This is a genomic window from Aeribacillus sp. FSL k6-2211 (assembly GCF_037966125.1).
Lineage (GTDB): Bacteria > Bacillota > Bacilli > Bacillales > Aeribacillaceae > Aeribacillus > Aeribacillus composti.
Map to the genome: position 1 here is coordinate 4030833 of NZ_CP150190.1, position 14971 is coordinate 4045803.

Sequence of the window (14971 nt, forward strand, 5' to 3'; positions counted from 1 at the left end):
GATGTTTAAATTTTAAATTTAATCAAAAAAACATTTTTTATTCTACCATTTTAATAACATTCATTATTTCTTCTTCATTGCTTGAATTTCTAAACTTATTTACAACATCTTCATCAATTAGTATAGAAGATAAGTCGGATAGCAAACCTAAATGACTTGAATTGTCTTCAGCCGCTAAGACGATAATAATATTCACTTCTTTTCCCTCTGGGAACTGCACGTTGTTTTGTAATTTCAAAAAAGAAATGCCTGTTTTGATTACTCCTCCTTCGTTTCTTGCATGCGGCATGGCAATTCCCGGAACAATTACTATATATGGACCATTTTTATTGACATTATCAATCATATCTTGAATATATTTAGGAGTAATATTACCTTTTTTTAATAAAGGATCGGAAGCAACTCTTATAGATTCCTCCCATGAAGATACTCTATTCAAGAAATTTATATTACCTTTTAAATATTCACTTAACACACCGTTTCACCTTTCTTCATGATTCTATTTACACTACCATTTCTGTATTTTTAGTTGATAATAAATTTCTTTAATTTTTTCTCTAATTGTTTTATTTTCTAACTCTGTAAAATGTAAAATGGCTTGTTCGATCCCATTTTCACAAATGTAGTTTTGCAAAATTACAGACTCTTCATCATCAGGGTTATCGAATAAAAATGCAGCAGCAACGGCAACTGATAAATATTCTATTGAAAGTCCTAAATCAAAAAGTTCTCTAGTGGGTTTAATTAATCGTTCATTATAGCCCAGTTTGCGAATCGGCGATCTTCCTACTCGCAAAATCGAGTCGCTAATATTTTTGTTTTTAAAGCGCTTTATAATTCTTTCAATAAAATCACTCATATCTTTTGGGTCCATATTAAATTTCCTTAAAATATATTGGGAAGCTTCATTTAGCGTTTCCCGTACAAGATGTTCAATTTTTGCATTTCTCAAAGCGCTCTGTATTGTAGATTCTCCTGCTAAAAACCCAATATAAGCAGTTGCCGCATGACCCATATTCACTAAATATAATTTTCTTTCAATATAAGGCTGTAAATCTTCAACATAGATTGCGTTTTTTATAATAGGCGAATCTGCATTAACGATTTCTGATTTGTTAATGATCCATTCATAGAACGGTTCTACAAGAACACTCTCACCCCCTTCGCTATGTTTTGATAAAGCTAGGCGATCAATAGCTGAATTAGGAAAGCCAACAAAAGTACATATATTTTCCATTTCTTTATTTGAAACATATCTCTTTATCTCACGTTTCAAACTGGAAGAAGCGTTAATTGCATTTTCATTTGCGATAATGTCGATCTTCTTTTTATTTTCTTTTGCTCTTTTCAAAAGGCCTTGAGATAATATATTAGCTATTTTAGGTATGTTATTGATGCCGACAGATGTTGTAATTAAATCTGCATTCACAATAGCATTGATCACTTCTTCTTCTTGTGTTACACTGTTTAATGCTGAAACCGGAGAGATAGTCTCTATCGTATGATTATCATCTAATATCTCAACCTGATAACTATTGTAATTGTTAAATTTATCAACCGTTTTTTGATTTATATCCACGAAACAAACTTCATACCCAGTTTTGTTTAATAAGTAACCAATTAAACCTTTCCCTATATTCCCTGCACCAAAATGCAACGCTAGCATAATATTATCTCCCTTTACAATACTTAAAACTCTTTATCAAAGAATATCCAATCCAGCGAAGCTATTAACTTTTTACTCTAAATTCGCGTGATATTGCCAAAGACTAGACATATCAATATTTTGCTCTCTAATCATCATTAAGGCTAACGCGTCGCCTAATAACAATAAGCTTTGTTCAAATAAGCTTGTCATTGGTTGTACAGATTTCACTTCATTTGGCAGCTGTAGTTTTGTACCTACTGGTATCCTTACGAAACAATCTGAATACTCATTCATTGAGCTATTTGGATTTGCACCTATATGAGCAACTTTTGCTTTAAATTGCTTTGCCTTCTTTGCAATGATTAATGGAAAAGCCGTTTCTCCGCTTCCCGATCCCACTATCAACAAGTCTTTTTCAGTTATTGCAGGCTCAGTGATTTGGCCGACAATATAAGTTTTAATACCAAGATGAGCTAATCGTTTAGCGATAGCTTTCAAAGATAATAGAACTCTTCCAACCCCGACAAAAAATACTTTATCTGCTTTTTTTATCTCGATTAACAATTTATTGACTTCATTCATATCAATTTGGTTTAAAGTAGTGGTGAGTTCGTTTGTAATTTCCTTTACAATATCATAGTAATTAACCATTATTTCCCCTCTTTTCACAATAAACCTTCTATGATGCATTTTTCCATCGCTTTTTTATTCTCAGCTAAACTTTTGTCTCGAATAAATAAGCTTGTACTCCCGGCAACTAGTATGTCGGCCCCAGCTTTTACTAAGCTTGGTATTGTGTCTAAAGATACTCTGCCATCAACCTCAATATTTGTATCCAATTCTTTTTCTTTTATTAATCGCGCCAAATCTTCTACTTTTTTTATTGCATAAGAAACTTGCTTTTCATTTTCATCAGTTGCAAAGCCTGGATTGATTAACATTAACAAAATGGTATCGCACTGCGGCAAAATATAATCCAGGACAGACAGGGGAGTTGCTGGGTTGAGTGCTAAACCTGCTTTAATTCCATTGTTTTTTATTAAGTTAATGTATCGATCAATATGAGTGCTCGTTTCATAGTGAAATGATATTTGTTGTACATCAATTTTGATCATCTCTTGTATAAAAAATTCATTATTATTGGACATAATGTGGACATCAAAATTCATATCAGTTATTTTTCGTAATTGCTTAATAGTATCTATTCCCAATGGCATACTAGGGCTAAAGTGTCCATCTATAATATCAATATGTAAAGTATCCAGTCCTTCTTTCTCAATTTCTTTTACACTTTTTTCTAAATTACATAAGTCAGCACACATTATAGAAGGTGCAATCGTTATTTTTTTATTGTTTTGCATGTTTGTGCCTCCATTTGCATGTGTTTGCATGTTTTCCTTTATTATAAAACGCATATAATGAAAAGTAAAGCATGTTTTTGCGTTTTTGTGCCATTATTTGCTCGAATGCGTTTTGATCAATTGTTGAAATTATGATAAACTATAAGAAAGACTTAAAGGAGTAAAGTCACTATGCTAAAGGAAGAACGTCAACAAAAAATCTTGCAGATTTTAAATGAAGAACATAAAGTTATTGCAAGCGATTTAAGTAAACGCCTGTCAGTTTCGGAGGATACAATTCGAAGAGATTTAAAGGAGCTTGATAACCGCGGACTTATTAAAAGGGTTCATAGCGGAGCTTTGAGGATAGGGCCTCCTGTTGTTGATTTTTCAACAAGGCAGCACATGTTTAATGAAGTTAAAATTAAATTAGCTAAAAAAGCTTTATCCTTTATAAAAGAAGACATGGTTTTATTAATTGATGGAGGAACGACTAATTTACATCTAGTAAACCAATTACCTTTAACATTAAAAGCCACCGTCATTACAAACAGCCCGCCAATCGCTATGGCTCTGACTAATCATCAACATATTGATGTTATTATGATCGGCGGAACTTTATTCAAACAATCAATGGTTAATTTAGGAATAGACACTGTCGAATCTTTAAGTAATATGAGAGCAGATTTATATATCATGGGAATTTACAAAATTGATCCTTATATAGGAATCAGCGTCCCAAGCTTATCAGAAGCATTAGTAAAGCGGAAAATGGCTTCCATCTCTTCTGAAATATTAGGGATGGCAACATCTGATAAATTAAGCACTGTTTCCAATCACATTGTATGTCCTACTAAAGATTTAACATACTTAATAACAGAAAATATTAGTCCCAACATTAAAAAGATATATGGAAGCCAACAAGTAGTGGTGGTTGATTGATAATGCATTAACAAATTTGATAATCAGCAGTTTGATGAGAAAAAAACGAGGGTAAATGAAATCAGATTCAACAAGCCGCTGGTATTGCTAATATATACCATATTGCTAAATTTCGAAGACCGCTTGGTTAATTCCAATTTAATTAAAAGAGGATAGTCTTCCTTCAGGGCAGACTATCCTGCAAAAAATCATGTATCTTTGATGATTGATTAAGCCGTCAAATCCCCTTTAACCCGTTTCGAATAAATTGGACCGTGTATTCCATTTCTTTCTCGTCATCCCATGGATAATCCGGCATGACCAAAAAGCGGGTAATGAAAAACCCAACGATCGCGTTAATCGTTAAACGAATGACAGTCTCGGTGGGAAAATCACCTATTTGCCCATTTTGTTTAAAATGGTTGACAACTTTTATAAACTGAGGCAAAACTTTTTCAGTAAAAACCGCGCTAAATTTTTCTTGAATTTCTGCATGGAACGCCATTTCCTGAAAAAAAATTTTTAACAATGGGACATTGTTTTTGACAAATTGATAGCGGTTGCGGATGATTTTCCTTAACAGATCTTCAAAATCATCAAGTCGTTGATCCTGGAAAACTTCATTGATAAACCTTTCAGCAAATAAGGGGACGGCAAATTCTATAATGATCGGTGAAACGATGGATATCAGCAAATCTTTTTTTGTTTTATAATGGCGAAAAATCGTTCCTTCCGCTACCCCGGCTCTTTTCGCAATTTCGCTCGTGGATGTCGCAGCATACCCTTTTTCGGCGAAAATTTCGACTGCCGCTTGAAGAATTTTTGCCTGCTTTGGCGTTAAATCTTGATTCGCTGCCTTCATGAACTCGTCCATAAAATTTTTCTGGTCCATACACTTTCCTCCTTATTTCTCTCTTTTATTGTTATAACCTGCGATGTTTTTTCAATGCAAATATATTTAAGACATAGAAAAGCAGCACAAAGCCGAACAATATTAGCAAATCCTGCCAAAGATCGACCAAGTCTTTTCCTTTAATCATGATTTCTTGAATGGCGTCCGCTCCGTAAGTAAGCGGCATAAATTTACTCAACACTTGCAACCACTCTGCCAATGTCTCCAAGTTAAAGATTCCCGAAAAAAATGCTTGTGGAATGATGACAATCGGAATAAACTGCATGATTTGCAGCTCATTATTTGCAAAGGCTGATAAAAGGGTAGCAAGCGCCAGCGCAGTGATGGCTAATAAAAATGTAACTACTAACAGCTGCCAAAAATCCCCTGCCATCCAAATATCAAGTACATATACGCAATACGTGACAATAACGAACGATTGAATAATCGTGAATAAGCCAAATCCTAGCAAATAGCCTGTTACAATCTCCCATCTTTTAATCGGCGTCGACAGCAATTTTTCTAATGTTCCTTGTGTTCTTTCCCGCAAAAATGAAATACCGCCTAGCACAAAAACAAAGAAAAAGACAAAAAAACCGATTAGTACTGAACCCGTCTGATCAAAAAGATTGATTTTGTCAGAGCCATAATAATATTCGACATCAGGCTGAATATTTTTTTGGTCTGACAGGGAGCTGAAGGCGGTTTGAATCACCTTCATAACCGCTGAATTGGCTGTCGGGTCGCTTCCTTCCAGCAAAACATACGGAACATGATTTTTTATCGTTATAAATGCATCTAAATCCTCTTTTTGAAAAGCCTCCTTCGCTTCACTTTCGGACATTTGAACAACATCTTTCTCCAATTCATTTTGCAATACTTGCTCAAGCGGCGCCGGTATATTTTCTGCTGCTATTTTCGGTTCGTATGGGTCGCCGTCTAATACAAGCCATACAAGAGTGATAACTAAAAGCGGCGCAAAGATCAATAAAGCAATCGACCGTTTATCCCTTAACAGCTGTCTTATAATTCGGATGACAACAGCTCCTACTCTCATTTCTCATTCCTCCCGTATGCTAAAAATGCTTCTTCAAGTGAATCGACCTTTTGGTTTTCCTTTAGCTTTTCCGGCGTGTCACAAGCAATGATATAACCGTCTCTTAGCATGGCCAGACGATCACACTTTTCCGCTTCATCCATGACATGTGTCGTAACTAAAATGGTCATCCCGTTGTTTTTTAGTTTTCTTAATTCACTCCATATCGATTGGCGAAGCACTGGATCGATTCCAACCGTCGGTTCGTCTAAAATTAATAGATCCGGTTTATGCATGAGCGAAGCAGCTAGAGACAACCGCCTTTTCATCCCACCTGAAAAGTCCTTGACAACTTTATCCATATGATCAGTTAAATCGACAATTTCCAAAACTTCCTGAATCGCTTTCTTCCGTTCTTGGCGTTTTAGCCCGTAAATAGCGGCTATAAATTCCAGGTTTTCTTTCGCGGTCAACTCCTGATAAAGAGCATCCGATTGCGCCATATAACCGATTGATTTCATTAGCTCGAGTGAAGGAACCTTTTGATCTTTGATAAAAATTTCTCCTTGATCTCCCTCTAAAATTCCTGTGATCATTTTGACCAACGTCGTTTTCCCGGAGCCGGATGGACCAAGAAGCCCGAAAATCTCTCCCTCATTTACGTCCAAATCAATATTTTTTAGCACTTTTTCCTTCCCAAATGAAATCGCAGCTTTACGGACAATAATCATTGAGGCCATTTTTTCCCATCCTTTCGTATAAAATGAGTGAGTACTCACATACATTATAGTTGTGCAAACGAATTTTGTGAAGTGAGTAATCACTCATTTTTTTGCGAATGATAGGAAAATTTTTTTAACAGATTCGGCTTTAATAGTTATCGTCTTAAAAAAGCTGACCGCTGCGGATTTATACAAAAAGCAACAATAAGCATTTGAACTAGAAAAAACATCCACACAAATTGACTGAGGAATGAACATCAGAAGATGCGCTTTTTTGCACAAATTATGCCCATTTATTAATAGGCAGGAGAAATCGGGGCAATCGGTTAGCTATTGGCTCATTAGGAGTGTTTTACAGGAACGACTAGATGAAGATAGCTTTGGTATTCGTTCCTTAGAGGAAATTAAACAAGCATTTTTAGTTATTTTACATAATGATTAAAGGAGATTTTAGATACAATACACATTCAATAAAAATGGTTGAAGTGATACTATATGGGCAAGTGGTACTGTAAAACAATAATGATTGATTCAATATAATAATTCTTCTCATGCGGATTTCTGTTTACGGATAAGGCTGACATATGTGACTTTCAAATTCTTACAGTTGAAAGAAGTGAAAAAAGATGAGCTTAGAGGCATTAAACAAACAAGTGAAAACCGATCTTTCCTATCTCGCCTTCGGAGGTCCAAGCTGGGTGCGAACGCTAAAAAAACCTGAAGGGCATGTCTACGATGTCGTGATCGTCGGCGGCGGCCAAAGCGGCTTAGGTGCGGCTTTCGGTCTTCTACGCGAACGGATATCCAACATTCTTGTCATTGATGAAAACCGAGAGGGCTGGGAAGGACCGTGGGAAACCTACGCCCGTATGGTGACCTTGCGAACACCTAAACATTTGACCTCCATCGACCTTGGGATTCCTTCCCTAACCTTCCGCGCTTGGTGGGAAGCACAATTCGGACCGGAAGGCTGGGAAGCGCTAGACAAAATTCCTCGGGGAGATTGGATGAATTATTTGCGCTGGTTTCGGAAAGTTCTCAATCTGCCCGTCATCAATGAAGTAAAGTTGAAGTTGATAGAGCCGACTGATGAAGGGATTCATCGGCTTCATATTGAAGGAACGGGTGCACCATCTGACATATTGCTCGCACGAAAGGTTATTTTAGCCACGGGAATTCAAGGCGGCGGCGAATGGCATGTTCCTCCTTTCATTGCTGAAAAATTGCCGCATCATCTCTATGCCCACTCCTCAGAAGCAATTGATTTTACAGCACTACAAGGGAAAAAGATCGGAATTTTGGGCGGCGGCGCATCTGCCTTTGATAATGCCAATTTTGCCTTATCAGAGGGTGCTGCCGAAGTTCATGTCTTTGTCCGCCGCAAGAAATTGCAGCGTATCAATCCGATCCGCTATATGGAAGTTTCCGGTCTAATTGAACGTTTCCAAGCTCTATCGGACGCTGATAAATATGCAATCATCGCTCATTTCTTTAAATATAATCAGCCGCCGACCAACGATACCTTCGGACGCGCAGCCTCATGGCCCGGTTTTCACCTGCACTTAGGAGCACCATGGCTTGATGTTGAAGCTGCAGATCAAGGTGCAGTAGTGACCACACCTCAGGGCAAGTTCACCTTCGATTTTCTGATCATCTGCACCGGACTCGTCACTGATCCTGCTTTGCGTCCGGAGCTGAGACTTGTCGAAAGCCACATTGCTCGTTGGGGAGACCGCTATCATCCCCCGAAGGAGCTGGCCAATCCAATGCTTGATGCCCATCCTTATCTCAGCCCTGGTTTCGCTTTTATAAGCCGCGATGAAAAGGGCAAAAAGCTTCTGTACGGAATTTTCGCTTTCAACTATTCGGGTTTGATCAGCTGCGGCATTACAGCAGCTGCTCTTTCCGGCTTGAAATACGGGATACGCAGGCTCGTATCTGAAGTAGCGGATCAGCTTTTCTTAGATGATCGTGAAAAGATATTGAAAGACTTCTTTTCCTATAACGAAATCGAATTTGTCGGGGAATGGACTAAAAAGGAGTAAGGCTTTAGAATAACCGTTGGTGGTGTGGGGGCTGTCTCAAGTTGATTTTTCAGCTAAGAGGCGCCCCTTTTTTCAAGCAACATTTTTTCGGACAGCTGTTTGCATGGAATTTATGACCGGAGAAAGCAGCCTTTTAACACTCTTTAAAAATAAATAAGGTGAATCGAATCAAAGTTCGATCCACCCAATTAAATTTTTTCAGTTCCCTTCGAGCAATTAATGGACCACAGCTGGACCAATTAATGCTGCTGGTTTTTCCCCTAAAGCCAGCTTGCTAATGTTTGTATAGCTAATATGTTTATATGATTGCAGCAATTGTTTTAATTCCGGAAATCTTTTATCTTTTTTTAGTTTTTCGATTTCCTGATGATAGATAGACAGCACATAATCATCCTGAAATTTCGGTTGGAATTTACCTGGGTTTTCATCCATTAGTAAAGAACCCATATATTGATATCCATACTGTAATTGACGAGTCAAATGGATGATATTTAAAAATTTCCGATAAATAGATGGTGTTGTCGCCTTTAAGTTTTCGATAGCGGTTTGTGCATTTTTCAACTCATCGTAACTAGAGTCTATTATCACACTATATCATTCCTTTGTTCCGTATTAATCCCACGGTTTATTCAGTGAAAGTCTGGACACGAGTTCTTTATTTTGTTGTCTTTTTAACTTACGAATCTTTTCACGTTCTTTTCCTGTTTCATAAAGATATTTTTCTTCCTCTGTTTCTGGAATAACTGGCGGTACTTCCAACGGCCTTTTATTTTCATCTAGAGGAACAAAAGTGAAAAATGCTGTAGCTGCAATTCTTCGTTTTCCAGTTTCTAGATCTTCTGCAATCACTTTACAGAAAATCTCCATGGATCTTTTACCTGTATAGCTAACAAACGATTCAATACAAACCGAATCACTTACCCGGATCGGTTCAAGGAAATTAACGGAGTCGGTCGACGCTGTAACACATTCCTTTACCCTTGTATGTCTGCGGGCAGAAAGCGTCGCACATGCATCCATCTTCTTCATTAAAACTCCGCCAAATAATGTATGATAATTGTTCAAATCATTAATGAGCACTTGATCGGTTTGAACAACACGTGTTTCTTTCATTTTTTTTGCTTCCATTATGATCACCTTGCAAATAAAAATACTTTTGAAGCGTACGCTTCATCCGCATTTAGAATTTTTACAAAGAGAATTATAATATAGTTGGTTTGCAAAGATACAATGCCAATCCTATATACAATTCATTACAAAATAGTATGGAAGCGCTCTTTAAACTGAACAAAATAAAAAAAGCTTCCCTTTCATAAAAGGAAGCCTTCTTATAGTTGACTCAATCGGATTTAGAATCCTGTCCGGGATTAGCTGTCGACAGCTTTTCTTTTGCAAATCGTACAAATTCCTGCGCAATCTGTGATAAGCTTGCATCCTTTCTCCAAATCATTGCCAGATTCCATTCAATTTCCGGATTAGTGACGGTGATCGTTTTAAAATCATCTGTTAGTTCTATACACGTACTTTCAGGCAGCAAAGTAATACCTATATTGTAGGCAACCAATTCTTGAATAAACTCCAGTTGTGATGTTTCCGAAATAATTTTCGGTTGAAAACCGGCTTCTCTACAAGAATTGATGACAAGATTTCTTAGCACAAAATCCCGGTCGAACATAATAAAGTCCTCTTTTTTTAGCTCCTGCAAAGACACTTCCTGTTTTCCCGCCAGACGATGAGACGAAGAAACAACTAGTTTTAATTTCTCATTCACAAATATAATACTGTCAAGACTTTCATTTTCCTCAGAAAGAACAACGACCCCAAAATCCAATAAATTATTGAGAACCTTCTCTTCAACTGGTTTGGAACCATCCTCTTCTAGTAGGAAAATCACCTCTGGATATTCTTCATGAAACGATGCAATCAATTTTGAGAAGAAAATGGAATTCGTAATCGTAGGTAGCCCGATGCGAATTTGTCGTTTTCTTTGCATAAACATTTTATCAAGTTCTGCATCCAATTGCTGCAGCTGATTTTCAATTTTTAAAGCATGTTTTTTTAAAATACGGCCTGCATCCGTCAATATCAGCTTTTTTCTAGTACGTATGAAAAGCGGTGCTCCAATTTCATCCTCCAATGATTTGATAATTCTGCTGAGAGCAGGCTGCGTAATGAACAGATTCTCAGATGCAGTGGTAAAATTGCCGGTACGTGTAACCTCAAGAAAACACTTCAATTGTTTAATTTCCAATTGAATCAATCACCCTATTACATTTTAATGATAATAAAGTTTACCACACTTTTCACTTTAGCGCTTTAAATTTGTTTCATCAAATAGGCGAAGCATAAAACCTTGATGTTAGACTAAAAAAATGGATACGGAGAACAGAGAGAAATAAACATAATTGGTTAATCGCATTTAAGAAACAAGAGTTTGTATATTTTATTGCAAATTCACTATTACATGGAGAGGCTTGTTCGTCTTGCAAATTCTTATCACTTGCTTTCGCAAAAACTCATACCGTTAGAGGCTCACAGTCAAGCATATAGAAATGAAAAAAAGTGAATGTTCTGATTTGCCACTAGCTGTTCTAGGAGGCGCCATCTTTTCTCCTTAAGCCGAGATATTTTTAAAATCGATTTTCATTTCGTATTTGGACTTTTTTGGCAGGTAATGGTCATTTCTATTATTGCCACATTACTTTGATTTTATTTACTAAAGAAATCCCTCCGTTAAAGCAAAAAAATTTTTTTTCTAACACTCATTTTCGGATATGCATGCAACATTTCTCAATGAAACAATAACCATTTTAACATGTTATAGGTACTCTAATTTGTTACGATTCAAAACAACATCATTACTTTCTCGTATTGCTGTTTTCTAAAGTGCTTTTTTAGGTTTGTTTTGAAATATGCAACTTAAAAGCCCTCTCATACCTGCATTCTAAAAATAAAACGGTAAATATAAAAAAATCTTGTTTACCAGTTCCATAATAGCAATAACAGGTAGCGGCAAAATGGAAAGAACATAAAACCTAAATTATTAAAGCATTTATCCACTATTAATACTACGGCTATCTTTACTAGAAAAACATTCTTCATTTAAAACTTGTCAACATTTTTTTCAGCAATCCGCTTGGAGTTGCTTCACTATTTGAAAGACAGCCTATCTCACCAAAAACTAGAAAACTATCTTTTGCTCTTGAAACCGCCACATTCAACAAACTTTTTTTTGCATCAATAAAATAACATCCATCATCCTTACCATATACAGTGGACATAATAATCACATTTCGTTCTCCGCCTTGGAATGTATGCACAGTTCCAACATCAACCACTTTTTTAAGCTCTTCTGGCAAAATTTTCTTAATCTCTGCAACCTGCATTTTAAAAGGGGTTATAATACCTAGAATATTTTTGGGGTTTAACGTTGGGAACTCAGCTTTGTATGCAGCTTTTATTTGTTCAAAATTCTTCATTATCCAATTTACAATTTCTCTGGCTTCCTTTTCATTATATCTACTACCCGCTCGTTTACTAGATTTCTGACTATCTACTTGATAATGCCCAAAATGAGGAATTGACAGTTTCCTTAATGGACATTTTTCATCATTTCTACCATAGCCCCTTTTTGGTTCTAAATTCCCTTTATAGACTAGATAATTACAGTATTCAATAATATCATTATAGCAACGACGATGCTCGCTTAAAAACAACCCTCTTTCACCAAACTTTTCGTATTGACAGCTTTTGCAAGCAACTTTCATCACACTAGACTCTGAAGTGTTTAAGCCTAAAGTTCTTAATTTTTCAAACTCGTCTTTATTTTGGATCACTTTGGCTGCTATAGCTAATGAAATATCTAATGATTTATTAATATTCCAAACAGGTTCAATTTGATATATATCTCCTACTACAACTGCCCGTTTAGCTAATGAAAACGAACATGCAGCAATTTCAGGAGTCACTTGTCCTGCCTCATCGACTATTAATAAATCAATTTTATTATATAAGTACTGTTCTACTCCATCATACGCAAGAAAAAGCTTTGGTAATTGGTAAAATGTCATCACATAGCAGGGTGTAAGCATACTTAAGTTTTCATAAAACAGCTCTAAAACATTTTTGAAATTTTTTCCCCTTTGTTCAGCACTTAATTTCTTTGCTTTTAACCATTTACATTCATAATAATGGACCGATAGCCAAAAGGAAGTATACCTTAAGCAGGTGTCTAATAATTTATTCAAATCATCTATTTTTGATTTACTTGAGATCTTAAAGTCTTCTCTGTTTATCAATTTTAGGTTTATTAAATTATCAATAACGGACTGTATAGATGATTTTAATGCTTTTACTTTTTTTGAAACTTCTTCCTTCTCCCTGAGATTTGTTCTGACTTCTTTAGCTATCGAACTGTATTTATCAAAAATTTCATCTATGTCCATCGATTCTTTTAAAAAATCTTCCTCTGGACTAATAAAGATACTTAATCTGTTCAAAATTTTCTGTTTGAAAGTTGGTATAAATTTTAGCCATCGATAATAAAATGGAATTCTTCTATATTCATTTTGCCATTCATTTTTCCGATGGTTTATATAATCTAATTTTTCTCTATCAGCTGCTATTTCTTTTTCAATCGCTTGAATAAAAGCATTTATACTTTTCTCACCATTACAAATTTCAAAAAATTCATGGAATAACTGTAAAATATCATCAGTATATTTTTTTATTTCCTTTAACCGTTGCCAAATTATATCTTCACATTCGTTTAAAGTGTTTATTTTTGTATTAAAATAATGAGAGCATTCCCGTAAAAATTTTTCTTTGGAAGCTTGAATGTTTTCGTCGCTTTCCACTCTCTCAAAGAAGTTTTCACCTTTTTGATTCGTATGTTGAAAACCTTTTTTTTCCGCTTCATTCACTTTTCTTGTGGATGGAAAATAGACCGCAAAACTATTAACACCTTCTATCCATCTATTTTCTAAATTACTATGCTTCCACTTTTTTGTAATTTTCCCGAATGATTCTATAATATTTGTAACGGCTTGATTATTTGTAGATGAAGCTACAATTAAAGGAGGTTTTTCTTTTTTTAAAGCTCTCTCGACATATAAATTGGCAACCAAAGATTGCAATAACGTCGTTTTTCCCGTACCAGGAGGTCCATTTACGGCCAAAATATCACCATCCTCCATATTATTGAAATGTATCAAACACTCCCTCTGAGAAGGAGACAGCTTATGAATCCCATTCATTTGACCGATGTGCTTTTTTGACTCCTCTATTGAATTTTTTATTAGCGGCTTTATAGGACTAAATTCTTGTTTTATAAAGTTTAAATATAATTTGGATTTTAAATAATCTCCTTCTTGTAAAAAATCATATAGCTTTAAAATACTTCTTGTCGAAACAATAGAATTATCTTTCAGCAAATAGATTTTATCTTCAAGCTCTATCCCATTCACTGATTGATCTGTTATCTTACTTCCTGTGACGGCTTCATACATTTCTTTGCATAAATTAAAATAAGTTTTCCAATCCGTGCTATTTTTTAGTTCGTTGTGATGGTTAGTCATAAAATCATCAAAAGCTTCTAAATGGCCTACTGCTAATGTAGTATCGACTATAGGATATAGATATTCTCTTGGTATCCACGGAGATTTATTTTCTGAAGGATAAAGTTCCCCATTTTCATCTAATAATGCGGGAATAAAAAATATGCCAGATAACGTATCATTATTGTTATTAACCCCTTCTTGCACTGTAAAAATCCTTTTAATCGTTTTCGCTACAATTATTACTTCAAGTTTATTTCCACTTTTTTCTTTAAATATTTTTTGTAAGTTGTTTTCTGATATCTTACCTAGTTCAACTTCTTCCAAAGATACAATTTCATATTCACTGTTTTTAAAATCAATCGGGAGTTTTGCGGCAATACTATCTCTGAAATACTTCGTCATTCGTAAATTGCTGTCCATAAACTCACTCCATTGAAGTTGTTTATTATATTATAATATATTTCGAAAGATAGTTATTTTCTAAAATTTTTGACCAAATTAAAAAGACATTGATCATTCAATCAGTTCTTTATGTGTCCCTTGTTCTATAATTCCTTCTTTCGTGATAACTAGAATTCGATCGGCATTTTTAATTGTAGCTAAACGATGAGTTCCTTTTATCATAGCTATTTTAAGAACTTTTATAAAACAAAAAACAGCCTAACTAATTTAGTTAGACTGTTTATATGACAAGATCCAAAAACTCATTCACTTATGGTACGTTTTTGCAAACTTTATGAGATGGTAAAACTTTATCTGAGGAAACCAAAACGTTATCTCCTTTATATCTATATCCTTCCGGTTCTCTT

The 14971-nt window shown here is 35.4% G+C and carries 13 protein-coding genes; 2 read left to right on the plus strand and 11 right to left on the minus strand.

What is annotated here, in order from left to right; translation table 11 throughout:
* Positions 1-37 precede the first annotated feature (37 nt).
* From NSU19_RS19330 to NSU19_RS19345, 4 genes are all read right to left on the minus strand, one after another.
* Positions 38-475 carry a PTS sugar transporter subunit IIA gene (locus tag NSU19_RS19330; RefSeq protein ID WP_066251473.1) on the minus strand — a complete coding sequence of 146 codons (438 nt, stop codon included), beginning with the start codon at positions 473-475 and terminating at the stop codon, positions 38-40.
* Between the two features lie 33 nt (positions 476-508).
* On the minus strand, positions 509-1666 hold the full coding sequence (locus NSU19_RS19335; protein ID WP_117016899.1) for a mannitol-1-phosphate 5-dehydrogenase: 1158 nt from the start codon (positions 1664-1666) through the stop codon (positions 509-511).
* A 72-nt stretch (positions 1667-1738) separates the two neighbouring features.
* Entirely contained in the window at positions 1739-2299 is a 561-nt protein-coding gene (gene hxlB, locus NSU19_RS19340) for a 6-phospho-3-hexuloisomerase (RefSeq protein ID WP_066251479.1), read from the minus strand.
* 14 nt (positions 2300-2313) lie between these two features.
* The gene (locus tag NSU19_RS19345) at positions 2314-3009 is read right to left on the minus strand and encodes a ribulose-phosphate 3-epimerase (protein WP_066251481.1); all 696 of its coding nucleotides are present in this window, start codon (positions 3007-3009) and stop codon (positions 2314-2316) included.
* A gap of 171 nt (positions 3010-3180) precedes the next feature.
* On the opposite strand from NSU19_RS19345, the gene NSU19_RS19350 reads away from it, so the two are divergent.
* A complete protein-coding gene (locus NSU19_RS19350; RefSeq protein ID WP_066251483.1) occupies positions 3181-3930 on the plus strand; it encodes a DeoR/GlpR family DNA-binding transcription regulator in 750 nt (249 codons plus the stop codon).
* A 217-nt stretch (positions 3931-4147) separates the two neighbouring features.
* On the opposite strand, the gene NSU19_RS19355 is transcribed toward NSU19_RS19350, so the two are convergent.
* The 3 genes from NSU19_RS19355 to NSU19_RS19365 are packed head-to-tail and all read right to left on the minus strand — an operon-like array spanning position 4148 to position 6577.
* Positions 4148-4801 (minus strand): TetR/AcrR family transcriptional regulator, encoded by a 654-nt coding sequence (locus tag NSU19_RS19355; protein WP_066251486.1) that lies wholly within the window; start codon positions 4799-4801, stop codon positions 4148-4150.
* 31 nt (positions 4802-4832) lie between these two features.
* Positions 4833-5858: an ABC transporter permease gene (locus tag NSU19_RS19360; protein ID WP_311066690.1), complete on the minus strand. Its 1026-nt coding sequence runs from the start codon at positions 5856-5858 to the stop codon at positions 4833-4835.
* A complete protein-coding gene (locus NSU19_RS19365; RefSeq protein WP_144598303.1) occupies positions 5855-6577 on the minus strand; it encodes an ABC transporter ATP-binding protein in 723 nt (240 codons plus the stop codon). The genes NSU19_RS19360 and NSU19_RS19365 overlap by 4 nt, the downstream gene beginning before the upstream one ends.
* A 608-nt stretch (positions 6578-7185) precedes the next feature.
* Between NSU19_RS19365 and NSU19_RS19370 the strand changes: the two genes are divergently transcribed.
* Positions 7186-8604 (plus strand): NAD(P)/FAD-dependent oxidoreductase, encoded by a 1419-nt coding sequence (locus NSU19_RS19370; RefSeq protein ID WP_339198115.1) that lies wholly within the window; start codon positions 7186-7188, stop codon positions 8602-8604.
* 216 nt (positions 8605-8820) lie between these two features.
* On the opposite strand, the gene NSU19_RS19375 is transcribed toward NSU19_RS19370, so the two are convergent.
* The 4 genes from NSU19_RS19375 to NSU19_RS19390 form a co-directional block, all read right to left on the minus strand.
* Positions 8821-9192 carry a hypothetical protein gene (locus NSU19_RS19375; protein WP_339198118.1) on the minus strand — a complete coding sequence of 124 codons (372 nt, stop codon included), beginning with the start codon at positions 9190-9192 and terminating at the stop codon, positions 8821-8823.
* A 24-nt stretch (positions 9193-9216) separates the two neighbouring features.
* On the minus strand, positions 9217-9732 hold the full coding sequence (locus NSU19_RS19380) for an acyl-CoA thioesterase (protein WP_327863964.1): 516 nt from the start codon (positions 9730-9732) through the stop codon (positions 9217-9219).
* 211 nt (positions 9733-9943) lie between these two features.
* The gene (locus NSU19_RS19385) at positions 9944-10855 is read right to left on the minus strand and encodes a LysR family transcriptional regulator (RefSeq protein WP_063388274.1); all 912 of its coding nucleotides are present in this window, start codon (positions 10853-10855) and stop codon (positions 9944-9946) included.
* A gap of 847 nt (positions 10856-11702) precedes the next feature.
* Positions 11703-14582, minus strand: a complete 2880-nt coding sequence (locus tag NSU19_RS19390) for an AAA domain-containing protein (protein ID WP_339198123.1) — start codon at positions 14580-14582, stop codon at positions 11703-11705.
* Positions 14583-14971: the final 389 nt, after the last annotated feature.

What these genes read in the sequence shown, in the direction of transcription:
- NSU19_RS19335 (WP_117016899.1), bottom strand. Translation starts at nt 1,666, where the DNA reads ATGCTAGCGTTGCATTTTGGTGCAGGGAATATAGGGAAAGGTTTAATT.
- hxlB (WP_066251479.1), bottom strand. Translation starts at nt 2,299, where the DNA reads ATGGTTAATTACTATGATATTGTAAAGGAAATTACAAACGAACTCACC.
- NSU19_RS19345 (WP_066251481.1), bottom strand. Translation starts at nt 3,009, where the DNA reads ATGCAAAACAATAAAAAAATAACGATTGCACCTTCTATAATGTGTGCT.
- NSU19_RS19350 (WP_066251483.1), top strand. Translation starts at nt 3,181, where the DNA reads ATGCTAAAGGAAGAACGTCAACAAAAAATCTTGCAGATTTTAAATGAA.
- NSU19_RS19355 (WP_066251486.1), bottom strand. Translation starts at nt 4,801, where the DNA reads ATGGACCAGAAAAATTTTATGGACGAGTTCATGAAGGCAGCGAATCAA.
- NSU19_RS19360 (WP_311066690.1), bottom strand. Translation starts at nt 5,858, where the DNA reads ATGAGAGTAGGAGCTGTTGTCATCCGAATTATAAGACAGCTGTTAAGG.
- NSU19_RS19365 (WP_144598303.1), bottom strand. Translation starts at nt 6,577, where the DNA reads ATGGCCTCAATGATTATTGTCCGTAAAGCTGCGATTTCATTTGGGAAG.
- NSU19_RS19370 (WP_339198115.1), top strand. Translation starts at nt 7,186, where the DNA reads ATGAGCTTAGAGGCATTAAACAAACAAGTGAAAACCGATCTTTCCTAT.
- NSU19_RS19380 (WP_327863964.1), bottom strand. Translation starts at nt 9,732, where the DNA reads ATGGAAGCAAAAAAAATGAAAGAAACACGTGTTGTTCAAACCGATCAA.
- NSU19_RS19390 (WP_339198123.1), bottom strand. Translation starts at nt 14,582, where the DNA reads ATGGACAGCAATTTACGAATGACGAAGTATTTCAGAGATAGTATTGCC.